The sequence below is a fragment of the Rhizobium sp. Leaf311 genome, assembly GCF_001423445.1.
Lineage (GTDB): Bacteria > Pseudomonadota > Alphaproteobacteria > Rhizobiales > Rhizobiaceae > Agrobacterium.
Genome location: NZ_LMNZ01000009.1, coordinates 101,485 through 123,133, shown reverse-complemented (window position 1 = coordinate 123,133; position 21,649 = coordinate 101,485). Strand labels below are relative to the sequence as shown.

Genomic DNA, 21,649 nt, shown 5'->3' with positions numbered 1-21,649 from the left:
AAAATTAAACCAGATGATGTGCCCTGACGGGAGTGGGGCGCTCGTGGAGGAGGGTTCATGCAACGCATTGGCGTCATCATGCACGGCATTACCGGCCGTATGGGATATAATCAGCATCTCGTTCGTTCAGTGCTCGCGATACGCGATCAAGGGGGCGTTACGCTCAAGAGCGGCGAGAAGGTTATGCTCGATCCGATACTGGTCGGGCGTAACGGCGAGAAAATCGAAGCGATTGCCGCGAAACACAATATCGCCCGCTGGACGACTGACATCGACGCCGCACTCGCCAATCCTGACGACACGCTATTTTTCGATGCCGGCACGACACAGATGCGCGGGAGCCTGCTGACCAAGGCCATCAAGGCTGGCAAGAACGTTTATTGCGAGAAGCCTATTTCCGACAACATGGAAGAAGCGCTTGTCGTTGCCAGACTGGCTGAGAGCGCAGGCATCAAACACGGCGTGGTGCAGGACAAGCTTTTCCTGCCGGGCCTCCGAAAGCTCGCAATGCTGCGAGACAGCGGCTTTTTCGGAAAGATCCTGTCCGTTCGCGGCGAATTTGGATACTGGGTATTCGAGGGTGACTGGCAACCGGCCCAACGCCCTTCCTGGAACTATCGCCAGAAGGATGGCGGCGGCATTATTCTCGATATGCTTTGCCACTGGCGTTACGTGCTGGATAACCTCTTCGGCAATGTCAAAGCGGTCAGCTGCCTTGGCACGACCCACATCCCCAAGCGTTTTGATGAACAGGGCAACGCCTATGTGGCTGACGCCGATGACGCCGCCTATGCCACCTTCGAGCTTGAAGGCGGGGTCATCGCCCATATCAATTCGTCATGGGCAGTGCGTGTTCGTCGGGACGATCTCGTGACCTTTCAGGTGGATGGCACGCATGGTTCTGCCGTTGCCGGGCTTACCAAATGCTGGACACAGCACCGCACCAACACACCCAAACCAGTCTGGAACCCGGACCAGCCGCAGACCATCGACTTCTACAAGACGTGGCAGGAGGTCCCGGATAACGTCGTCTATGACAATGGCTTCAAGGCTCAGTGGGAAATGTTCATCCGCCACCTGGTCGATGGCGATGCCTGGCCGTATGGGCTGATGGAGGGCGTTAAAGGCGTACAGCTTGCCGAACTCGGGCTTCAATCCTGGAAGGAACGCCGCTGGCTCGACGTTCCCGCCATCGCCTGAGGAGGGGCAAATGACCGAAATCAACCTTCCCCGCCCGGATCGCTCTATCGAACGCTACAGGATGACCGGCACGCCCATCGCGCTGGAAAAACGAAAAGCGAGTGATTTCAATCGCGTCGCCTTCGCCGCAGCGCACGTCGTGGCAGATCCTTTCGCGGATAATGACCCGTGGCTGACGCCAGCAATCGATTGGGAAGGCACGCTTCGGTTCCGACATCGCCTGTGGGATTTGGGGCTGGGTGTTGCAGAAGCCATGGACACCGCCCAGCGCGGCATGGGGCTGGCATGGCCGCAGGCGCAAGAGTTGATATCCAGGGCACTGAAAGAAGCCTCCACCCGACAGGATGCACTGATAGCCTGCGGCGTTGGCACGGATGGTCTGGCTGGATCGGACTATAGTCCGGGCCAGATTGTCGAGGCCTATCAGGAGCAGCTCGATTTCGTGCAGGGGCAAGGCGGCCGTGTCATTCTGATGGCAAGCCGTGCACTGGCTGCCAGCGCAAAATCACCCGATGACTATCTGGAAACCTATGCTCGCGTTCTTGCCAAGGCGAACGAGAAGGTCATCATTCACTGGCTGGGCGAGATGTTCGATCCCGCTCTTGAAGGATACTGGGGTAACCGCGACCACAATGTTGCAATGGACACATGCCTTGAAATGATCGAGGCCAATGCGGACAAGATCGACGGCATCAAGATCTCGCTCCTGTCAAAGGAAAAGGAGATCGCCATGCGCCGCCGGCTTCCGGCGGGCGTCCGCATGTATACGGGCGACGATTTCAACTATGCGGAACTGATCGCGGGCGACGAAGAAGGACATTCCGATGCGCTCCTTGGTATTTTCGATGCGATAGCTCCAGCAGCATCCAAGGCGCTGGCAAGCCTGAAGCGGGGAGCAAGTGGGGAGTTCTTCGATATTCTCGAGCCGACCGTGGCGCTGTCTCGGCATATCTTCAAAGCCCCTACCCGCTTTTACAAGACCGGCGTGGTTTTCCTGGCCTATCTCAACGGCCTGCAGGATCACTTCACAATGGTCGGCGGTCAGGAAAGCACGCGTTCCACGCTGCATCTGGCAGAGCTTTTTCGGCTGGCAGACAAGGCCAATGTTTTGGCAGATCCCGATGATGCGGCACGCCGCATGAGGTCGTTTCTGGCGGTAAGAGGCGTGCAGTGAAATGGTAGACGCGCCAATCCTGAAGATACGGGATGCCTCGATATTCGAGCGTCGCCTCAAAATGCGGATGCCGTTCCGCTTCGGAGCAGTGACGGTCACCGAAGCTGCGCAAATATTTCTCTCGATCATCGTGGAGGACTCACAAGGACGGTCCGCAACCGGTGTTGCTGCTGAACTGATGGTTCCCAAATGGTTCGACAAGAACCCTGCCCTCAGCAATGCCGACAACGAGCAGCAATTGCGCAGCTCCGTGCATCTCGCAGTCAAGCTGGTGCTGGAAGCACCTTGCGCCAGCGCCTTTGGCATTCACGCAGCACTCGAGCCGCAACAGCACACAGAGGCTGCAGCGAAGGGGCTGAATGGCCTCATCGCGTCTTTCGGGCTGGCACTGGTAGACCGCGCCGTTCTGGACGGTCTTTGCAGATTGCGCGACATGCCCTTACCGGATGCCTTAAGGGCAAATCTGCCGGGCATAGATCTGTCAACGACACCTGATCTTGCAGGGTTCGACGTCGGCAATTTTCTTGACACCATTACGCCAGAGAGAAGGCTATTCCTGCGCCATACGATCGGCTACCTCGATCCGCTGACGCCTCGACAGATCGTTGGACCTCGCCGGGATGACGGCTTGCCGGAATGCCTGAGTGAAGAGATAGAGGCTTACGGCGTACACTATTTCAAGCTGAAGGTTTCCGGCAGACCGGAGGAGGATACGGAACGCTTGAAAGAGATCGCAGCCGTTCTGGATCGACTTGAAGGCTACAGGGTCACGCTGGATGGCAATGAACAATTTTCTGACGAGGCGGCTGTCATTGAGCTGATGGACCGCATCGAAAAGGAGCCTGCCCTTGCCCGGTTGCGCAATTCGTTGCTGTTTGTGGAACAACCCATCAACCGCGCGACAGCGCTATCTGAACCGGTGACACACCTTGCCAGACGCGTGGCACTTGAAATCGACGAGTCCGACGATAGTCCGGATGCGTTTATCAGAGCCAGACAACAGGGCTATCTCGGCGTCTCCTCGAAGTCGTGCAAAGGTTTTTACCGGGCGCTTCTCAACAAGATGCGTGTGCAGAAATGGAATGCCGAAAGTGCTGGTGGCTATTTCATGTCGGCTGAAGGCTTGACCACGCAGGCTGGCATCGCAGTTCAGCAGGATTTGGCCTTGGCAGCCGTCCTCAACCTCGGTCATGTCGAACGCAACGGCCATCACTATGTGGACGGCATGCAGGGCGCTTCAGAAAACGAGAATGCCGCATGGCTTGGCGCTCACGCAGATCTTTACCACGAACGACAGAAGCGCGCCTATCTGACAGTTCAGAAAGGCTGCCTTTCGCTCGACACTGTTCTGGCCGCCAAAGGGCTTGGCGTTAGCGATATTGCGGCCCGCGAAACATTTCATACGCTTCGGGAGAGGGAGGTAGCCGCATGAGCCTTGAGGGTCTTTCCATCAACTTCGCGACAATCAAACAGGGCGGGTCCTTTGGTAAGCTTGTCGACGCCTGTCTTGCGCATGGCATCACGACAATTTCTCCCTGGCGGGACCAGATCCACGCCGTCGGCCTTGATGAAGCCGCGCGCATCGTGGCTCAAAACGGCATAGGCCTGAGCGGGCATTGCCGCGGAGGGTTCTTTCCAGCAATAGACGAGAAAGGTCGAAAAGCCGCAATCGAGGACAACAAGCGGGCGGTGGATGAGGCCGCAGCGATGAAGGCCGATTGTCTGGTTCTGGTCGTCGGCGGTTTGCCAGCGGGATCGAAGGACATGAAGGGTGCCCGCCAGATGGTGGAAGACGGCATGGCGGCGCTTTTGCCCTATGCACGGAAGGCTGGTGTGCCGCTGGCTATCGAACCTCTACACCCCTTCTACGCTGCTGACAGGGCCTGCTTCAACACTTTGAGGCAATCGCTTGATCTTTGCGACAGGCTTGGAGAGGGCACCGGCGTTGCCATCGACGTCTATCACGTCTGGTGGGATCCGGAGCTCGAGCAACAGGTCGCCCGCGCGGGTCGAAATGGACAAATCCTCGCGCACCACATTTGCGACTGGCTGGTGCCAACCAAGGATCCGCTGAATGATCGCGGCATGATGGGAGACGGCGTCATAGACCTCAAAGGCTTTAGAACGATGATCGAGAAAGCCGGTTTTTTGGGTCCGCAGGAGGTTGAGATATTCTCAAACAACTGGAACGCCCAGCCCGTTGATCAAGTCCTGTCGACCGTGGTTCAGCGTTATCAGACAGTGTGCCGCGCATGAAAAATCGTTGAAGGGACTGCGTCGTGCGCCATCCTTGTGCCATAACCCAACCCTGCTGGTACGATTGAATTCCAGATGTCTGCCATATCCATATCCGGCATAAGGCTGTGAAACATCTGCCTGTTCGCTTATTCAATGTAGGATTCAGGGTCTTGTTTCTGTATCGTTTTTCAAACTCGACGCATACAGACAAGGCAGCAACATGAGCAGCACGCCGTTGAAGAAACCGAACCCCGAGTCCGCCAGAGCAAAATCCGGCAGGCCCCGGCTGGGTAAGGAAACCGGGCGGGACACTATTCTCTCCAATGCTCTGCAAAACTTTGCGCGCCGGGGATTTGATGGCGTCAACATACGCGATCTTGCCAAGCAGGCCGGTGTGAACATTGCGCTGGCAAATTATCATTTCGGCTCCAAGCAGTCCTTGTGGGAAGCGTGCCTGCAACAGTTGCAGATGACCGCAACAGATTGCGTATCGAAAATGCAATCTCTGGCTACTGGAGCGCTGCCTTATCCGGAAAAGCTGGTGGGCGTCTATGCCACATTCATTCGCTTCAGCGCCGACACACCGGACTACGGCCTTTTCATCCTGCAGGAGATGTTGCAGCCGGGCGAGCGGCAGGAACTGGTCAGGGACACGTTGATCCAGCCCTTTCAGAATGTCACGATGCCGCTTCTGATGGAGGGCAAAGCGCTCGGCTTGATCCGCTCGGAAGACATACCCCTGACATTCTTCATGCACTCCATAGCCATTTCCCATCTCCTCGCCGGTCAGGGGCTGGTTGCCTCTTTCTTCACACCGGAAATTCGCCGCGAAGAGACATTGCAGGAGCTTCTCAAGATGATGATCCGCTCGGCTGTCGGAGTGCTGCCAGACGAATTCGAGAAAGCGATCCAAGCCACTGCCAAATCCGCCAGGTGAAGACAAAGCGGCGCACCCGTCTGCCACCACAGAAGGGCACAGGGAGATAGCGACAAGTTTTGACAGATTGACGGTTCCCGATCAGTTGATAATCGTCTAGAACTTGAAGCACCTTCATTCCTTCCCTGAAAAGCACTTGAGTCCATGCCACCTCAATCCGCAGGTTACCTCTACGCGTTCGCAGCCTTCACGATTTTCGCCGTTCAAGACGGCATTTCAAAGCACTTGGGCTCTGCCTATCCGCCCGTCTTCGTGGCCATGCTGCGGTACTGGGCCTTTGCCCTGTTCGTTATTATCCTCGCAGCGAGATCGAACGGTGGTTTACGCAAGGCGATATCAACAGATCGCATTGTTCTCCAGGTAAGCCGGGGCGTCGTTCTGGCGGTCCAGATCGTGCTTTCAATCATATCATTTTCGCTCGTAGGCCTTGCGCACACCCATGCCATCCTCGCCTCCACGCCGCTCATCGTCGCCGCACTTTCGGTGCCGATCCTCGGCGAGAAAGTCGGCTGGAAGCGCTGGTCAGCTATCCTTGTCGGCTTTCTCGGTGTTCTCATCATCCTCAAGCCGGATGAAAGCGGTTTTGACCCTGTCCTGATCGTGAGTTTCGCAGCTGCAGCGCTGCTTGGCCTCTACGGCGTCCTGACACGGCTCGCCAGCCGCACGGACACGGCGATGACCAGTTTCTTCTACATCGGGGTTCCAGGCGCATGCGCGCTGACCTTAGTTGGCCCATTCTTCTGGACGCATATGGCACCCTATGATTGGGGCTGGATGCTGGCGCTTTGTGTGACCGGCATGAGTGGCCACTACCTGCTGATCCGAGCTTTCGAGCTTGCAGACGCCGCTTCGGTTCAACCATTCTCCTACTACCAGATGGTACTTGTCTCCATCCTCGGCGTCAGCCTTTACGGTGAAGTGCTCAGCACGCACATGGTTGTCGGCGCAGCCATTGTCGTCGCCGCGGGCCTGTTTACGATCTGGCGAGAGCAGATGCTTGCCCGCAAAAAGCGCGCGTCAGCGCGGTGACGCCGCTTCGGTGGTGCTGTTCATATGGCTTGCAATGCCTCACACCGCAGCAACATCCCGAAAAGATCCCGTGGCTCATCGGGATCAGCGAGCAGATCCAGCTGATCGTACAGCCCCGTCGTCGCCAGTTTGGAACGGACATAACGCAGTGCTGAAAAATCCTCGATAGCGAAACCGACGCTATCGAACAATGTGATCTGCCGATCCGAGGTTCGGCCAGACGCACGTCCTGCGATGACCTCCCAGAGTTCGGTAACAGGATGATCCTTCTCAAGCTGCTGGATTTCCCCCTCCACACGGGTCTGGGGAGGGTATTCCACGAAGATATCGGAGCGGAGCAATATGTCCCTGTGCAATTCTGTCTTGCCGGGGCAATCGCCACCGACAGCGTTCAGGTGCACCCCCGGCCCTACCATATTGTCGGTACAGATCGTGGCATATTGCTTGTCTGCAGTGACTGTCGTGATGATGTCGGCGCCCTCGACGGCATCTTGCGCAGTATCACAGATCTCTATCGAAAAACCCTGCCCATCAAGATTACGGAGGCATTTGAGGCTGGCAGACCGGTCTATATCGTAAAGTCGCAAATGATCGACTCCAAGGATTGCCTTGAAGGCGCGTGCCTGAAACTCGCTTTGAGCGCCATTGCCGATGATTGCCATGGTACGGGCGTTTGACCGGGCGAGATATTTGGCAGCAAGGGCGGAGGTCGCGGCGGTGCGCAGAGCAGTAAGGATCGTCATCTCCGAAAGCAGCATGGGATAGCCATTGCCAACATCGGACAGCACGCCGAATGCCGTTACCGTCTGCCTGCCCTCCCGGGTGTTTTTAGGGTGACCATTGACATATTTGAACCCGTACAGCGTCCCGTCGCTCGTTGGCATCAACTCGATAACGCCGTCTTTCGAGTGCGATGCTATACGCGCAGTCTTGTCAAACTGCTCCCATCTCAGAAAATCCTCCTTGATGGTGACAGCGAGTTCACGCAGAAACGTATCGATCCCCACATGAAGTACCAGCTTCATCATATTGTCGACGCTGACAAAGGGAACGATGTTGAGATTTTCTACTTGTGCCATTGCTGTGCCCCTCCTCAAGCCGCTCGGGTCGGACGATCCATGACGCGCTTTCCCATCAAGCTCGCAGTCAGATCCACCATCAGACGCGCGGTACGCCCCCGCTCATCCAGAAACGGATTGAGCTCCACCAGATCGAGGCTTGAGACGAGCCCGCTGTCGCAGAGCATTTCCATGACGAGATGGGCCTCCCGATATGTCGCCCCGCCTGGAACCGTCGTGCCGACTGCAGGGGCAATGGACGGATCAAGAAAATCCACATCCAGGCTGACATGGAGCAACCCGTTGGCAGCAGAAACCCTTTCCAGAAACGCACGCAACAGCACGCCGACGCCATGCTCGTCGATCATGCGCATATCGTTGATCGTCACGCCGGTCTCGCCAAGCGCGGCACTCTCTGCAGGATCGACACTGCGAATACCGATCATGCAAATATTGGCAGGATCGACCGGATGTGAGACCGGCGGGAAATAGCCCTCAAATCCCGGCCTGCCGCTATAATAAGCCACCGGAGTGCCGTGAAGATTTCCGCTGCGCGTCGTGTCCAGCGTGTGATAATCGGTGTGCGCATCCAGCCATAAAACAAAAAGCGGTCTTCCCACTTCTGCCGCCCGGCGCGCAACACCTGTCACGCTTCCGGCGGATATGGCGTGATCGCCGCCAAGAAATATCGGCATGGCATTTTCGGATTGCAGATACGCGACGTCCGCTAATGCTTCCGTCCAGGCGACCGTCTCCGACAAATGATGAACCGCCGGGTTGGGATGGGAAAAATCCCGCATTACCGCGGGCGCGACATTTCCTACATCCACAACAGTATGCCCCAGTTCCTCCAATGCCGATTTCAGTCCCGCGACCCGAAGGGAGCTTGGGCCCATCTCACAGCCGAGTTGGCCCGCGCCGATCTGCAGCGGCACCCCTATCAATCTGCACTCCATGAACCCACTCCAAATATTTGAGAAACACAGATATCTCATCACGGGCGTCTGGCAGATTGAATGATAAATATTGGCAAAATTTGATATATGACTTATCGTTTCGGCAAATTGAACTTTCAAAGTGATCAGCATGGACGAACTCGACACAAAACTCATCACACTGCTGCGGCACAATGGGCGAAGAAGCATTTCAGACCTTGCTATGGAGACGGGCACATCGAGGGCGACAGTCCGCGCTCGCCTGGAACGGCTGGAACACAGTGGCGATATCATCGGCTACACTGTCATTCTGCGTGGCGATGCCATGGGAGAGGCGGTGCGCGGTATTATGATGATTGAGATCGAGGGTCATGTGACAGACCGGGTGATCCGCGCCCTCGGCGGCTTTTCGGAAGTATCGGCAATTCATTCCACCAACGGACGATGGGATTTGATCGTCGAACTCAGTGCCGCCACCTTGAGTGATTTCGACTCGGTGCTGCGCCGCATCCGGCTTGTCCCCGGCATAACCGGAAGTGAAACAAGCCTGCTTCTGTCCACTGCTCGCTCTACAAGAGCAAAGCTGTAACAGACCGGCCGAAGTCATATCGGAACTCATAGCGTCAACGATGGTTAGGATGGGAGTAACCATTTCACCATTGATTGGAAATTTCATGTCCGATAGCCGTAGACCCATGCCACCCTTTGCCGAGCAACAGCAGGAGCCACCAGGCCAGACTGCCAAGATGCAGCCTGTTCCAGACCATGGTGAGCAATCCTATCGAGGCGATGGAAAACTGTCCGGTAAGGTCGCACTGATTACTGGCGCAGACTCCGGTATCGGCAAGGCGATCGCTATTGCCTTTGCGAGAGAAGGAGCAGACGTCGTCATTTCTTACCTCAATGAGGATGAAGACGCCAAAGATACCGCAAAATGGATCGAAGAAGCCGGACGAAAGGCTGTTCTTGCCCCTGGAGACATCAAATCCGAGCAGCATTGCCGCTCGCTGGTCGATAAGACCGTGAGTGAACTTGGAAAAATCGACATCCTCGTGAACAATGCAGCCTTCCAGCGCACCTATGCGTCGATTGAAGATATCTCGGCAGAAGAGTGGGACGAAACATTTCGTACCAATATCTATGCGCCGTTTTACCTTGCAAAGGCTGCCGTGCCCCATATGAAGGCTGGAAGCTCGGTCATCAACACCACCTCGATCCAGTCTCGACAGCCTTCGCAATCTTTGCTCGCCTATGCATCAACGAAAGGCGCGATTTCGAACTTCACCGCTGGTCTGGCAGAAATGCTTGCCGAGAAGGGAATTCGGGTGAACGCAGTCGCACCGGGCCCAATCTGGACCCCCCTGATCCCTTCCACCATGCCGGCTGAAAAAGCATCGAAGTTTGGCGAAAAGACCCTGATCGGTCGTGCTGGCCAGCCGGCCGAGTTGGCGGGAGCATATGTGCTGCTCGCCTCCGACCTTGGCAGTTACATGACGGGTGCCGTTATCCCTGTTACCGGCGGCGAGATCATGATCTGATTTCCCGTATCGTTTGCGTCACAGGCCTCACTGTGACGCACCCCCATCCGTAGTAAGGAAGATTTCCCATGTCGAACAATACTGGCGACAGCAATAAAACAGGCAGCGTCGTCTCAACTGGCGAAAGTCACACCAGCTTTGGGAAATCGGTCGAGAGCCAGGCGCAGTTTGACGACGCACAGACAACGGCGGGACCGTCGCAAGATACCGTCCTCAATGTCTATCGCCTCATACCCATTGCGGCCGAAGACGACCCGCGGTGGCAAAACGCCCCGGGCAGGGAAGAAATTGTCGTTGCTGCACGCACCACTGGCGACGCTCGCATCGTCGCGTCTTCCCAAGAACTCGATTTTATGGAGATCGACGCGGCGCCGGCTGGAGGCACGACCACCAATGAAGCGAGTCAATTTAGAAGTGAAAAACTTTATACGGTCGTTCAAATTGAGAGTGGGCGAACCGACTTGGAACGAGGCGTACTCAAGGGAAACATCTCCATCAACAATCTGGTCTCAACGCAGAAACCTTGAAACATGCTAGTATAGTTTCCTGAGAAAATAGGGATGCCGTCATATTTAACAATATGTTGATGTGAATATCGCTACAAAAATCGGGAAAGTCCCATATTCATAATCATGTTATTATTAAAGAAAACAGTTCTCTTACCTAACAGTTCAGATTGAAGGCCGTATTAGAATAGCGTGCGGAACACAAACAAGGAAATACCTTGTCTTGTCATAAAACTGTAACATTTCTTTAAGCCATTCTTTAATATATTTCAGCAACTGGAAGGTGCATGGCGACTGCGTGTCCGTCGGCGCCGACAATTCAGCGAATAGAATGAATTCTATTTCAGAGAGCTGGATAACGGCGGCATGAAAGCTGACGTCTCCGCCGGAGGAACAGTGCATGCCCAATCCGATTTCACTGAAACGTATCAGTTCCAAACTCTCCGCTATGTCCGCGATTGGCATCCTCATGGTGATTGGGATGCTCGGCGCAATATGGCTGGGCGGCTCGTCGGTCAGTCGAAGCTCAGATTTCGGGCGGACGCAACTGACAATCTCGCGCGATCTCGTGGATGCGAAAGCATCTATCCGTGGCATGATCGCAGGAATGTCCGAACTTCGGCTTGCACAAACGGCAGAGGAAGCGGCAAATTTCAAAGACTTCGTCAGCAAACGCCATTCTTCAGCGGTAAAATATCTCAATTCTGCGCTCAGCCACATGTCATTGCCGGCCAATGTGGAGCGCACAAAAAAGATATTGGAGCTTAATCAAAGCTGGATGACAAAGTTTGCAAGTCTTTCGCAAGCGATCACGACGAGATTGGGTCGTCCTACTCCTGATGTTTCCCCAATGCCATCCGAGCGCAGTGATGCAGCCGAAATGAACGGCATAGCGGAAAAGATGAGCGGTCTGCTGGACGAAAGTGTCGACGCCACGAAAAAGAGAGCAGATGCCGCAGTCGTCGATATGGACAACGCGCAGGCGCTTGCGCTCCAGATAGGTTTGGGCATGGGCGCCCTCGTCATTATCGTTCTGGGTGGTTCGGCGTTTTTTGGCGCGAAAGCCATCGCGCAACCGATCGGCAACCTCACACGCAGTATGGCAAAGCTTGCCGAAGGTGATCTTGAAAGTAACATACCGCTTGCGGATCGGGAGGATGAAATCGGCGAAATGGCGCGCGCGGTCGAAGTCTTCAAACAAAACGGCATCAAGGTCCGTGACCTCAACGCACAGGAAGCGGCGTTGCAGGCAAAAAGTGCAGATCTTCAGTCCAGCATTGGCGTTGTCGTTGCGGCAGCGGTTGCAGGTGACTTCACCCGACGGATTGAGAAGGATTATGCCAACCCAGACCTCAACCGCTTCGCAAAAAGCGTCAACGAGCTTGTGACCTCGGTAGACAGAGGTGTGGCCGAAACCCGGCGCGTCGTAGCCGCACTGGCCGAGGGCGACCTGACAGAGGAAATGCGTGGCAGTTTCCAGGGCGTTTTTTACGAGCTGCAGCAGAACGTCAACTCAACGATGTCGGGTTTGAAATCCGTTCTTGGAGAGATCAAATTCTCCATTGACACCATCAGCGGCGGGACCGGCGAGCTACGCGCCGCTTCGGACGATCTTTCACGACGTACTGAGCAGCAGGCCGCTTCACTCGAAGAGACATCAGCGGCTCTTGAAGAAATCACCTCTGCGGTAAAAAGCTCAACGGATCGCTCTCACGAAGCCAGCCAGATGGTCGATGAGGCCCGGCGCAGCACTGAACAGTCCAGTGCCGTTGTCCGGGATGCCGTCTCTGCCATGGGGAAGATTGAAAGCGCTTCCGCTGAAATCGGGCAGATTATCAATGTCATTGACGAAATCGCCTTCCAAACGAACCTTCTCGCACTGAATGCAGGCGTCGAGGCGGCCCGTGCTGGCGAAGCGGGCAAGGGATTTGCTGTCGTTGCACAGGAGGTTCGTGAGCTGGCCCAACGGTCTGCGGGTGCGGCGAAGGATATCAAGAATCTCATTCATCGCTCAGGGGAAGAAGTTCAATCAGGCGTGAGACTTGTGACGGCAACAGGTGAGGCTCTGTCGCTGATCGAAAGTCACGTCATGAAGATAAACGACCTTGTCCACTCAATCGCGACGGCGTCGAAGGAACAGTCCACTGGCCTTGCGGAAGTCAACAGCGCTGTAAACCAGATGGATCAGGTCACGCAGCAGAATGCCGCGATGGTGGAGGAGTCCACTGCCGGGACAAACCGCCTTGACGATGAAGTGAATACGCTTGCACGTCTCATTTCACGCTTCAAACTCGATCGCAGCGGGATTTCGTCCCATTATTACAAGGGTAACGCCCAAGCCGCCTGAGCGGCTTGGCTCTTATTACTCTCGTAAATGCGGGGAGTTGCGGCCAGATAACTGGCCGCTATTTCTTCACATATCTACCTTGGCATTTTCGCCCATATCTGGCCGCGTGTTGCTGACGGCGGCAGCAGCCATTTTGATGTAGCTGATCACGGTGCCTGGGCTGTCCCAATATTCCGCGAAGGTCGGAGTCACTTTAAGGATCCTGATTGATGGATCATCCGCATCGTCCCACCACGCCTTTGCGGGGGTTGCCCACAATTCCTTGATCTTTTCACGATCGTTCTGAACCTCTGCAGCACCTGAGATCGAGACGTATTTCTGCCCCTTAGAATCCGCGAAGGCCAGGCAGACGTTTGGATGACGGGCAATTTCCTCGTCTTTGTGGCTGGCCACATCCGTCAGAAAATAGAAGGCGTTTTCCAGTTGCTCGGAATAGGCAGACATGGGCCGCGCGCGCAGATCCTCTCCCGTGCTTGTCGTCAACATGCAGAAGCCGATCTTATCTGCGAGTTCCCAAACCTTGGTGATGTCATCGTCGTTATTGGCCATACGTTTTCTCCTGTTTTGTGGAGAGCAAACGGGGCTAGGCGATCAACGTTCCACATCGCGTCATCTTCGCTGATAGAAACGCCCTGTTTGGTGATCGTTAGACAAAATTCGACAGAACTGCGCCCTGAAAAGCCAACAGCGCGCCAAGGGCGCGCTGCTCAGTTGCATGATTATGCAGAGAGTGACCACCGTCGCTTAGAAGCGATAGTTGACACCGCCCTTGATAACGTGATCGCTCAGATCCGTATGGGATGCGCTTCCATTGGCGAATGTGCGAACATCATTGGTCGAGACATAGTTATATTCGACCTTGCCGGAAATCTGTTGCGTAAAGCGGTGCTCAGCGCCTGCACCCAGGAGGTAGCCACCCTTGGTGCTGTCAGGACCGGTGACGCCATCGGCATCACGCAGGCTCGTCGCGGTGAGACCAGCCGTTCCATAGACGAGCGTCTGATCGAGCTTCACACCGGCTTTCGCCTTGACGGCTGCACGCCAGCGTTCCTTCAAATGGCCGCCGGGAACCCGAACCTCGGTGTCGCCGAGATGCGATGCTTCAACTTCGCCACCGACAACAGCAGATCCGAGATCGTAATCGTAACCTGCCTGCGCGCCGATTGCCAGGCCCTTGCCACCCTTGAACGGGTTGGCTCTTGGCATGGCCGCGCCAATATGTCCGCCGACATAAGCGCCGGTCCAGGACGTGCTGGCAGGCTCGTTATATGCAGGCGGCGCTTCATAAGAATTCAAGTCTGCAGACAAGACCGGCGTTGCAGCGAAAGTTGCGAGCAGGACAGCTCCGAAAGATTTCAGACCACGGGACATTTCAAACTCCATACTTGTCCACCCCGTTAACGATAGGGGCATTGGCATTGGTGGAACTGCCTTTTAAGGCGCAGCTCGTTGAAAACAGTTATGCCGCGGAATCATGAAAATATAAGGCAAAAATCTGATTAAGATCGAATTTGACTAAAAGCTTAGTGCTATACTTAACAATGAGTTAAGCATAGCACTCAGGGTCAGACATAGGCACTTTTCGGCCGATGAGCGCGCCCTTGTGTTTATGCCCGAACGAGATGTCCGGGCGAAATCTCGACATATTCTCGCCTCGGCGCTTCGTAGCCCACCGGCCTGATCGGGCTTTTCAACTCCTCGGCCCCGGCATTGCGACGAATGCCCCTTCGCGCTGGGTCGGGTACGGGCACTGCCTCCATCAACTTCCTCGTATAGGGGTGCTGCGGGTTCGCGAAAATATCCGCTCGGGGACCAATTTCAACGATCTCGCCCAGATACATGACGGCGACACGATGGCTCACGCGTTCCACCACCGCCATGTCATGGCTGATAAACAGGAAGGCGATCTTGAACTGTTGCTGAAGGTCCAGCAGCAGATTGCACACCTGAGCCTTTATCGACACATCCAGAGCGGACACGCTCTCATCTGCCACGATGACCTTTGGGTTGAGCGCCAATGCTCTGGCGATCGCGACCCGTTGCCGCTGCCCACCGGAGAATTCATGGGGGTACCTGTCCATCATTGCGGGCGAAAGCCCGACACGCTCAAGCAAGTCAGCCGCATTCTTTCTCGCCTCGGCGGGGGTTGCGGTGCGATGTTTGATCATCGGTTCCGCCACCGCCGCACCAACGGTCATGCGGGGATTGAGGCTGGAGAACGGATCCTGAAAGATCATCTGCACGCTGCGACGCATCGCGCGAAGCCCCGATGGATCGAGTTTGAGAACGTCATATCCATCAAGCGAGATATCGCCTGACAATGGCTCGACCAGCCGCGTGATCGACCTGCCGGTCGTTGACTTGCCGCATCCGGACTCTCCCACAAGCGATAGGGTTTCCCCCTGGAAGAGATCGAAACTGATATTTTCTACCGCGTGGACAGCGCCGGTGACGCGACCGAACATACCCGAGCGAATGGCAAAACGTGTGACGAGGTTCTTGACCGAAAGAATGGGCGTCATGCCCCCCGTAACCGTATCGTCCACCTCTATGCTTGGTCCGACCGCACCTGTGGTCATATCTACCGATGGAAACCGCAATGGTTTCTCGTGCCCCTTCATCGAACCGAGTTTCGGTATCGCGGCCAGCAGCGCGCGGGTGTAGGGGTGAGCGCCACGATGGAATATATCAGCCGTTCGCCCAGTCTCAACCTGATCGCCGTGAAACATGACGATGGTCCTGTCCGCAATTTCGGCAACCACCGCCATATCATGGGTGATGAAGAGGACTGCCATTCCTTCCTCTTCCTGTAGCGTCTTGATGAGGTCGAGAATCTGACCCTGGATCGTCACATCCAGAGCTGTTGTCGGCTCGTCGGCAATCAGCAGCTTCGGTCGCGATGCAAGAGCCATGGCAATCATGACGCGCTGGCGCATTCCGCCCGAGAACTGATGGGGGTACTCGTCGAAACGGCTGGCCGCGTTCGGGATCCGCACCTTTTCCAACAGGCGGATGGTTTCTTCGCGGGCCTGAAGCGTGTTGAGCCCCTTGTGGCGGACAAGCACTTCGGAAATCTGCCTCCCGATCGTGAAAACCGGGTTGAGGGATGTCATGGGCTCCTGGAAGATCATGGCAACGTCATTGCCGCGCACGTGGCGCATTTCTCCTTCTGAAAGGCTGAGAATATCCTTCCCGTTCAAGGAAACGGAGCCTTCTATCCGGCTGTTTCGCGGATCGAGGAGACGCATGAGCGAGAGAGAGGTGACGCTCTTTCCAGAGCCGCTCTCGCCAACGATTGCGACCGTTTCCCCGGCTCGCACCTCGAAAGAAAGGTCCCGCACGACCGTCTTCCATGCGTCATCGACACGAAACGAGGTGGTCAGGTTTTTTACACTAAGCACCGCTGTTTTTTCAAAAAGGGCGTTGTCATCCATGGTCAGCGTCCCACGGCATAGGCTTGCATCAGGCGGGGAGTTGCGGCCGCACGCAAAAGGCCATCAGCATCGCGCCGCGCGGCCGTCAATCGTCCGACCGTCCACGGGTCTGCCGGTGTCACATCGTGTCCTCGGCCGCGCAATTCGTCCAGAACGCCCTGGCCGATGCTGGTTTCGATCATCACATTACCCGGCTGCCTCGTTCGCGGATAGAAAGAGCCGGGAAAGTGGGAGGTGTGGAACAGAGGCATGTCGATGGCCTCCTGAAGATTGAGCCCGAAATGGGCATAGCGCAGGAAGAAGGAAAGCTGCCATTGGTCCTGCTGGTCGCCGCCCGGCGTGCCGAAGGCGAGCGTGGGCCGTCCCTCGTAAAGCGCAAGCGATGGGGTGAGCGTCGTGCGAGGGCGTTTGCCGGGCTCCAGAGACGTGGGCAGCCCAGGCTGCAACCAGAACATCTGCGCACGAGAATTGAGGCAGAAGCCCAGACCCGGCACGATGGGTGAGCTTTGCAACCAGCCACCGGACGGCGTGACGGAAACCATGTTGCCCTCGCGGTCGATGACGTCGATATGGACGGTATCGCCCCTTTTCTCGGTCAGATGGGACATGGTTGGCTCGTAGACCGCGCCGGTACCCTGCATCGAGCCGAGCATGGAAAGTGTGAGGTCGCGCTGGTTGTCAAAGCCGGGAACGAGGCCCGGCCTCAGTTCCATCGAAGCATGGGACGAGATCAAACGCCGACGCTCGTCATTGTAAGCGTCAGACAGCAGGGTTTCCGTTGGCACCTGCGCGAATTCCGGATCTCCATAATAGACCTCCCGATCCGCATAGGCGAGCTTCATTGCTTCCACAACCGTATGCACGAAATCGGGACCGGCGGGATCCATTCCAGCGATATCGATGCCCTTGAGAAGCGCCAGCGATTGTAAAAGAACCGGCCCCTGCCCCCATGGGCCGGTCTTGGCAATCGTCCAGCCATGATAATCATAAGTCGTGGGTGCTTCGATTGTCGCGCGCCAGTTGGCCATGTCATCTGCGGTGAGGACGCCCTTGTGACGGCTGCCGCTGGCATCCATGACCTCGGCGTCTTTAAGATAATCCGCGATCTGCTCGGCGACAAAACCGCGATAAAACGCGTCTCGTGCCGCTTCGATGCCAGCTTCGCGGTCTCTCTTTGCCTCCGCTTCGTTGACGATCCGCTTCCATGTTGCAGCAAGTGTCGGGTTCTTGAAATTGGAAAGCGGTTGCGGGACTGCCCCGCCGGGCAACCAGGTTTGATAGGATGTAGGCCATTCCTTTTCGAAAAATTCCGCGAGCCCGGCTATCGAGGCAGAAACACGCGGCAACATCGGGTGGCCATTCTCCAGATAGTAAATGGCTGGCTCCAGCACCTCCCTCACGCTCATGGAACCATAGTCCCGCAACATCAGCATCCAGCCATCGAACGCGCCGGGGATGACGGTCGAAAGCAGGCCGTCGCCAGGGATGAGATCCAGCCCCTCACTCTTATAGTGGTCGATTGTTGCCGCGGCAGGTGCAGGGCCCTGCGCACAGATGACCTCCACCTTGTCCTTCTTGCGGGAATAGATCACGGCAGGCATGTCGCCGCCCGGACCATTGAGATGCGGCTCCAGAACCTGCAGGACAAAACCGGTGGCGACGGCAGCATCGAATGCATTTCCGCCTTTTTCGAGAATGCTCATACCAACCGATGAGGCAATCCAGTGCGTGGATGTGACAACCCCGAACGTACCGAGGATTTCTGGGCGGGTTGTGAATGCAGTCATGTTGTTTCCTTCGGTGCTTAGATATCAATGTTCACGGGGGTCAAGCGCATCGCGCAAGCCGTCACCCAGCAGGTTGAAGCCAATGACCACGAGAAAGATTGCAGCGCCGGGCCACATGGCCATCCAGGGCGCTTGCGAGAGGTAATTCTTGGCCACATTCAACATCGAGCCCCAACTGGCCGCGGGTGCCTGCTGTCCAAGCCCTAGGAAAGAAAGGCTCGCTTCGGCGATGATGGCTGTGGCGACGGTGAGCGTTGCCTGCACGATGATGGGCGGCACGATATTTGGCAGAATATAACGCAGCATGATGTCATGATGGCCAAGGCCAATCGAGCGTGCGCCCTCTATATAGTCCTCACTCTTGACGGCAAGGACCTGGGCCCGCGTCAACCTGATGAAGACGGGCATGGCGGAAAGACCGATGGCGATCATGGCGTTGCCAAGGCTCGGCCCCAGAAAGGCGGCGAGTGCGATGGCCATGATGAGAAATGGCATGGCGAGAAATGCTTCGGTGATCCGCGAGATCACCTGATCGATCCAGCCGCCGAAATAGCCGGACACAAGTCCGAGCGGCACGCCGGCTGCAACGGCGATCGCCACGGAAATAACCCCTGCCATCAGCGACGCCTGCGCGCCCCAGATCATGCGCGACAGAATATCCCTTCCAATATCGTCAGTACCCATCCAGTGCGCCATGGACGGCGCCTTTCGAATGGCGCTCCAGCTCGTGGCATAGGGATCGGCAAGTGGCAGAAGCGGCGCAACAAGTGCAAGCAGCACGAAAAAGGATATGATGATCAACCCGGCAATGGCGCTCTTGTTGCGCTTCATTTTCTTCCAGGCGCGATTTTGCGATTTCCTGGTCACGTTGGTGACGTCGATGGCAACTGTCATATCGCAGTCCTCATGCGCGGATTGAGCAAGACCGTGACGACATCCGCCAAGAGGTTCATCAAGATGAAGCCGACTGCCGTGCAGAGCACGACGCCTTGAACCACCGCATAATCACGCGTGAAAACGGCGTCGACGATCAGCTTGCCAAAGCCCGGAATGGTAAAAATCTGTTCGGTCAGAACGGCACCTGCCAGCAGCTCGCCGAACAACAACGCGGCAAGCGTGATGATCGGCAAAAGGGCGTTGCGGAACGAGTGACTGAAAATGACCTGCCAGTTCGACAATCCCTTGGCGCGGGCGGTGCGGATGTAATCCGATTTCATCACCGACAGCATGGCGGAGCGTGTATGCCTCATCAACGTCGCCGCCAGCGCATTGCCCAGCACGAATGAGGGCATGATCATGGTCTGGATAGACCTGACGGGATCAACGAAGATCGATTCGTAACCTGACGCGGGCAACCATCCCAGTTGCACCGATATCAGCAGGATAAGCATGATCCCCAGCCAGAAATTCGGGATGGAAAGCCCGGAAAGGGCGACGATGTTGGAGAGGTAGTCAATCCATGTGTTCTGCTTGACAGCGGCGAGTATTCCTATGGGCACACCGATAATCAGCGCGAAGAACATCGACATCAGCGCGAGCTGGATCGTGACAGGAAGCTTTTGCGCAATCAGTTCGAGAACGGGCTGGTTCGTTCTAAGCGAAATTCCGAAATCACCCTGAAGCACGGAGCCTAGCCAGTAGAAATACTGGAAGACGAGAGGATCGTTCATTCGATATCGCTCTCTCAACAGTTCGATAACCGCCGGATCCCGCTCTTCTCCAGCCATGGCGAGTATGGGGTCGCCCGGGAGCAACTTCTGCAGGGAGAAGACAAAGATGGAAATGATGAGCAGCGTCGGAATGGCCACCAGAAGCCGCTTGCCGATATAGATATGCATGAAGGTGATCCTTTGGGCGAGGCCGGGTATCGATGACCCCGATACGCGGCAGCTCGCCGCGCACCGGGATAACAGTCGTCTCTTACGAGCCCTTCTTCACGCCGGTCAGACGGATCATCCCGTCGGACGAAGGCTGAAAACCGGTAACGGCCTTCGACGTCGCGTAAAGGTAAGCCTGATGCCCGAGATAAATCAGCGGCAGATCCTCATCGAGAATCTTGGTGGCTGCGTCATATTTTTCCTTGCGCACGGCATTGTCGGTTGAAGCGCGCGCCTCGTTCAACAGTTTGTCGACCTCTGGATTGCAGTATTTCGTGTCGTTGATGCCACCCTTGCAGGTCACGAACTGATGGATGTTTCCATCCGGATCGGAACGGCCCGACCAATCAGACCGTGACAGGACGTAATTGCCAGCAGTCTGTTCAGAGAGCAGCGTCGCAAACTCCGTCGCCTTCAGCTTCACGTCAAAACCGGCCTCGGCAACCATGGCCTGAATGACCTGCATCATCTGGGTCTGGGTGGTGTTGTTGGCGTGCTGCAACTCGATTTCGAAGCGATCGAAGCCGGCTTCCTTCATCAATGCCTTGGCTTTTTCAACATCACGCGCAGGCACCGGGACAGACTTGTTGTACCAGGGGCTGGTGGATGGCCAGGGTTGATTTCCTGCCAGCGCCGTTCCTTCGAACACAACCTGGTTGATGGCCTCGCGATCAATGGCCAGCGAAAAAGCCTGCCGCAACCGCTTGTCCTTGCCAAACGGATTATCGGCGCGAGCACCGTTGCCAATATTCACATACATTGCCATGTAACCGGGGCCGACCACTTCGCCATAGGTCAGCTTCGGATCATCCTTGACGGAAGCGGCGTCAGACGCGGAAATCCGCTCTGCCAGATCGAGATCACCGGCGCGAAGGTTGGCAAGGCGCACCGTGGTATCCGGAATAGGCAGGAACGTGACCTTGTCGAGGAAGATATTGTCCTTGTTCCAGTAGTCCGGAAATTTCTCCAGAACAATGCGGTCCTGCTGAATGCGCTCGACAAACCGGAAAGGTCCGGCACACACCGGCTTGGAACCGAAATTCGCTCCGAGTTCCTTTGCAGCCTTTGGCGAAACCATCATGCCAGCTCGGTCGGAAAGCTGCGCCAGCAGGCTCGCATCCGGGCTTTTCAGCGTGAATTTGATCTGATACGCGCCCGTCGCTTCGACCTTCGCCACAGATGCAAGCTCGCTCTTGCGGCGGGATTCGGGCATGGTCATGTTGCGTTCGATCGTATAGACGGCGGCCTCGGCGTTGAAAGGCGTGCCATCGTGGAAGACAACGCCTTCGCGCAGATCCATGGTCAACGTGTTGCCATTGTCGCCCCAGGCCCATTTCGTCGCCAGTTGCGGAACGACTGACAGGTTATTGTCTAGATCGACAAGCTTGTCGCACATGCTGGTGTAAACCAGCCGTCCAACAAAGGTTCTGGACTGGGCAGGATCCAGCACGTCGGCATCGTCCTGCAAACCGATACGAAGTTCCGCGGCCTGCAGCGACGTCGAAAGGAGTGCCGCCGCCAGCAAACTGGCAGCAAATGTCATCTGTCGTTTCATCTTCTTGTTCCTCTGGTCGGTTATGGCAGCCGGT

General features: G+C 56.2%; 19 protein-coding genes. 10 read left to right on the top strand and 9 right to left on the bottom strand.

All coding sequences use genetic code 11. From position 1 onward, the window contains the following. Window positions 1-57: 57 nt before the first annotated feature. The 6 genes from ASF69_RS14430 (at window position 58) to ASF69_RS14405 (ending at window position 6,578) form a co-directional block, all read left to right on the top strand. Window positions 58-1,200 (top strand): Gfo/Idh/MocA family oxidoreductase, encoded by a 1,143-nt coding sequence (locus tag ASF69_RS14430; RefSeq protein WP_062588638.1) that lies wholly within the window; start codon window positions 58-60, stop codon window positions 1,198-1,200. Window positions 1,201-1,210: 10 nt separating this feature from the next. After that, the gene (locus tag ASF69_RS14425; protein WP_062588636.1) at window positions 1,211-2,374 is read left to right on the top strand and encodes a dihydrodipicolinate synthase family protein; all 1,164 of its coding nucleotides are present in this window, start codon (window positions 1,211-1,213) and stop codon (window positions 2,372-2,374) included. 1 nt (window position 2,375) lies between these two features. Then, window positions 2,376-3,806: a hypothetical protein gene (locus tag ASF69_RS14420; protein ID WP_062588634.1), complete on the top strand. Its 1,431-nt coding sequence runs from the start codon at window positions 2,376-2,378 to the stop codon at window positions 3,804-3,806. After that, window positions 3,803-4,630, top strand: a complete 828-nt coding sequence (locus tag ASF69_RS14415) for a sugar phosphate isomerase/epimerase family protein (RefSeq protein WP_062588632.1) — start codon at window positions 3,803-3,805, stop codon at window positions 4,628-4,630. The genes ASF69_RS14420 and ASF69_RS14415 overlap by 4 nt, the downstream gene beginning before the upstream one ends. Window positions 4,631-4,832: 202 nt before the next feature. Continuing rightward, a complete protein-coding gene (locus tag ASF69_RS14410) occupies window positions 4,833-5,549 on the top strand; it encodes a TetR/AcrR family transcriptional regulator (protein WP_062588630.1) in 717 nt (238 codons plus the stop codon). Window positions 5,550-5,693: 144 nt separating this feature from the next. Next, window positions 5,694-6,578, top strand: a complete 885-nt coding sequence (locus tag ASF69_RS14405) for a DMT family transporter (protein ID WP_062588628.1) — start codon at window positions 5,694-5,696, stop codon at window positions 6,576-6,578. Between the two features lie 20 nt (window positions 6,579-6,598). On the opposite strand, the gene ASF69_RS14400 is transcribed toward ASF69_RS14405, so the two are convergent. Together ASF69_RS14400 and rocF are read right to left on the bottom strand one after the other, a co-directional pair. Beyond that, entirely contained in the window at window positions 6,599-7,657 is a 1,059-nt protein-coding gene (locus tag ASF69_RS14400) for an ornithine cyclodeaminase (RefSeq protein ID WP_062588626.1), read from the bottom strand. Window positions 7,658-7,671: 14 nt separating this feature from the next. After that, window positions 7,672-8,592 (bottom strand): arginase, encoded by a 921-nt coding sequence (gene rocF / locus ASF69_RS14395; protein ID WP_062588786.1) that lies wholly within the window; start codon window positions 8,590-8,592, stop codon window positions 7,672-7,674. A 130-nt stretch (window positions 8,593-8,722) separates the two neighbouring features. Between rocF and ASF69_RS14390 the strand changes: the two genes are divergently transcribed. The 4 genes from ASF69_RS14390 to ASF69_RS14370 all read left to right on the top strand — a co-directional run bounded on the left by ASF69_RS14390 (window position 8,723) and on the right by ASF69_RS14370 (window position 12,962). After that, window positions 8,723-9,160 (top strand): Lrp/AsnC family transcriptional regulator, encoded by a 438-nt coding sequence (locus ASF69_RS14390; RefSeq protein ID WP_062588624.1) that lies wholly within the window; start codon window positions 8,723-8,725, stop codon window positions 9,158-9,160. Between the two features lie 85 nt (window positions 9,161-9,245). Next, complete coding sequence (locus ASF69_RS14385) at window positions 9,246-10,109, top strand: SDR family oxidoreductase (RefSeq protein ID WP_082469742.1); 864 nt, start codon at window positions 9,246-9,248, stop codon at window positions 10,107-10,109. Between the two features lie 68 nt (window positions 10,110-10,177). Further along, window positions 10,178-10,636, top strand: a complete 459-nt coding sequence (locus ASF69_RS14380) for a hypothetical protein (protein WP_062588622.1) — start codon at window positions 10,178-10,180, stop codon at window positions 10,634-10,636. A gap of 379 nt (window positions 10,637-11,015) precedes the next feature. Continuing rightward, window positions 11,016-12,962 (top strand): methyl-accepting chemotaxis protein, encoded by a 1,947-nt coding sequence (locus ASF69_RS14370; RefSeq protein ID WP_082469740.1) that lies wholly within the window; start codon window positions 11,016-11,018, stop codon window positions 12,960-12,962. Window positions 12,963-13,028: 66 nt separating this feature from the next. Here the strand turns inward: ASF69_RS14370 and ASF69_RS14365 are convergent, their stop codons facing one another. The 7 genes from ASF69_RS14365 to ASF69_RS14335 all read right to left on the bottom strand — a co-directional run bounded on the left by ASF69_RS14365 (window position 13,029) and on the right by ASF69_RS14335 (window position 21,615). Beyond that, window positions 13,029-13,511, bottom strand: coding sequence for a pyridoxamine 5'-phosphate oxidase family protein (locus ASF69_RS14365; RefSeq protein WP_062588619.1), 483 nt, complete (start codon window positions 13,509-13,511; stop codon window positions 13,029-13,031). A 195-nt stretch (window positions 13,512-13,706) separates the two neighbouring features. Further along, window positions 13,707-14,333, bottom strand: coding sequence for an outer membrane protein (locus ASF69_RS14360; protein ID WP_062588784.1), 627 nt, complete (start codon window positions 14,331-14,333; stop codon window positions 13,707-13,709). 236 nt (window positions 14,334-14,569) lie between these two features. Further along, window positions 14,570-16,396, bottom strand: coding sequence for an ABC transporter ATP-binding protein (locus ASF69_RS14355; protein WP_062588617.1), 1,827 nt, complete (start codon window positions 16,394-16,396; stop codon window positions 14,570-14,572). Between the two features lie 2 nt (window positions 16,397-16,398). Then, on the bottom strand, window positions 16,399-18,183 hold the full coding sequence (locus ASF69_RS14350; RefSeq protein WP_062588615.1) for a gamma-glutamyltransferase family protein: 1,785 nt from the start codon (window positions 18,181-18,183) through the stop codon (window positions 16,399-16,401). 24 nt (window positions 18,184-18,207) lie between these two features. Then, complete coding sequence (locus tag ASF69_RS14345; RefSeq protein ID WP_062588613.1) at window positions 18,208-19,077, bottom strand: ABC transporter permease; 870 nt, start codon at window positions 19,075-19,077, stop codon at window positions 18,208-18,210. After that, window positions 19,074-20,021 carry an ABC transporter permease gene (locus ASF69_RS14340; RefSeq protein ID WP_062588611.1) on the bottom strand — a complete coding sequence of 316 codons (948 nt, stop codon included), beginning with the start codon at window positions 20,019-20,021 and terminating at the stop codon, window positions 19,074-19,076. Before ASF69_RS14340 ends, ASF69_RS14345 begins: the two co-directional genes overlap by 4 nt. Before the next feature lie 82 nt (window positions 20,022-20,103). Beyond that, the gene (locus tag ASF69_RS14335; protein ID WP_062588609.1) at window positions 20,104-21,615 is read right to left on the bottom strand and encodes an ABC transporter substrate-binding protein; all 1,512 of its coding nucleotides are present in this window, start codon (window positions 21,613-21,615) and stop codon (window positions 20,104-20,106) included. Between the last annotated feature and the right edge of the window lie 34 nt (window positions 21,616-21,649).

Coding starts and splice junctions, on each gene's coding strand:
- ASF69_RS14430 (WP_062588638.1), top strand. CDS start 58: ATGCAACGCATTGGCGTCATCATGCACGGCATTACCGGCCGTATGGGA.
- ASF69_RS14425 (WP_062588636.1), top strand. CDS start 1,211: ATGACCGAAATCAACCTTCCCCGCCCGGATCGCTCTATCGAACGCTAC.
- ASF69_RS14420 (WP_062588634.1), top strand. CDS start 2,376: ATGGTAGACGCGCCAATCCTGAAGATACGGGATGCCTCGATATTCGAG.
- ASF69_RS14415 (WP_062588632.1), top strand. CDS start 3,803: ATGAGCCTTGAGGGTCTTTCCATCAACTTCGCGACAATCAAACAGGGC.
- ASF69_RS14410 (WP_062588630.1), top strand. CDS start 4,833: ATGAGCAGCACGCCGTTGAAGAAACCGAACCCCGAGTCCGCCAGAGCA.
- ASF69_RS14405 (WP_062588628.1), top strand. CDS start 5,694: ATGCCACCTCAATCCGCAGGTTACCTCTACGCGTTCGCAGCCTTCACG.
- ASF69_RS14400 (WP_062588626.1), bottom strand. CDS start 7,657: ATGGCACAAGTAGAAAATCTCAACATCGTTCCCTTTGTCAGCGTCGAC.
- rocF (WP_062588786.1), bottom strand. CDS start 8,592: ATGGAGTGCAGATTGATAGGGGTGCCGCTGCAGATCGGCGCGGGCCAA.
- ASF69_RS14390 (WP_062588624.1), top strand. CDS start 8,723: ATGGACGAACTCGACACAAAACTCATCACACTGCTGCGGCACAATGGG.
- ASF69_RS14385 (WP_082469742.1), top strand. CDS start 9,246: ATGTCCGATAGCCGTAGACCCATGCCACCCTTTGCCGAGCAACAGCAG.
- ASF69_RS14380 (WP_062588622.1), top strand. CDS start 10,178: ATGTCGAACAATACTGGCGACAGCAATAAAACAGGCAGCGTCGTCTCA.
- ASF69_RS14370 (WP_082469740.1), top strand. CDS start 11,016: ATGCCCAATCCGATTTCACTGAAACGTATCAGTTCCAAACTCTCCGCT.
- ASF69_RS14365 (WP_062588619.1), bottom strand. CDS start 13,511: ATGGCCAATAACGACGATGACATCACCAAGGTTTGGGAACTCGCAGAT.
- ASF69_RS14360 (WP_062588784.1), bottom strand. CDS start 14,333: ATGTCCCGTGGTCTGAAATCTTTCGGAGCTGTCCTGCTCGCAACTTTC.
- ASF69_RS14355 (WP_062588617.1), bottom strand. CDS start 16,396: ATGGATGACAACGCCCTTTTTGAAAAAACAGCGGTGCTTAGTGTAAAA.
- ASF69_RS14350 (WP_062588615.1), bottom strand. CDS start 18,183: ATGACTGCATTCACAACCCGCCCAGAAATCCTCGGTACGTTCGGGGTT.
- ASF69_RS14345 (WP_062588613.1), bottom strand. CDS start 19,077: ATGACAGTTGCCATCGACGTCACCAACGTGACCAGGAAATCGCAAAAT.
- ASF69_RS14340 (WP_062588611.1), bottom strand. CDS start 20,021: ATGCATATCTATATCGGCAAGCGGCTTCTGGTGGCCATTCCGACGCTG.
- ASF69_RS14335 (WP_062588609.1), bottom strand. CDS start 21,615: ATGAAACGACAGATGACATTTGCTGCCAGTTTGCTGGCGGCGGCACTC.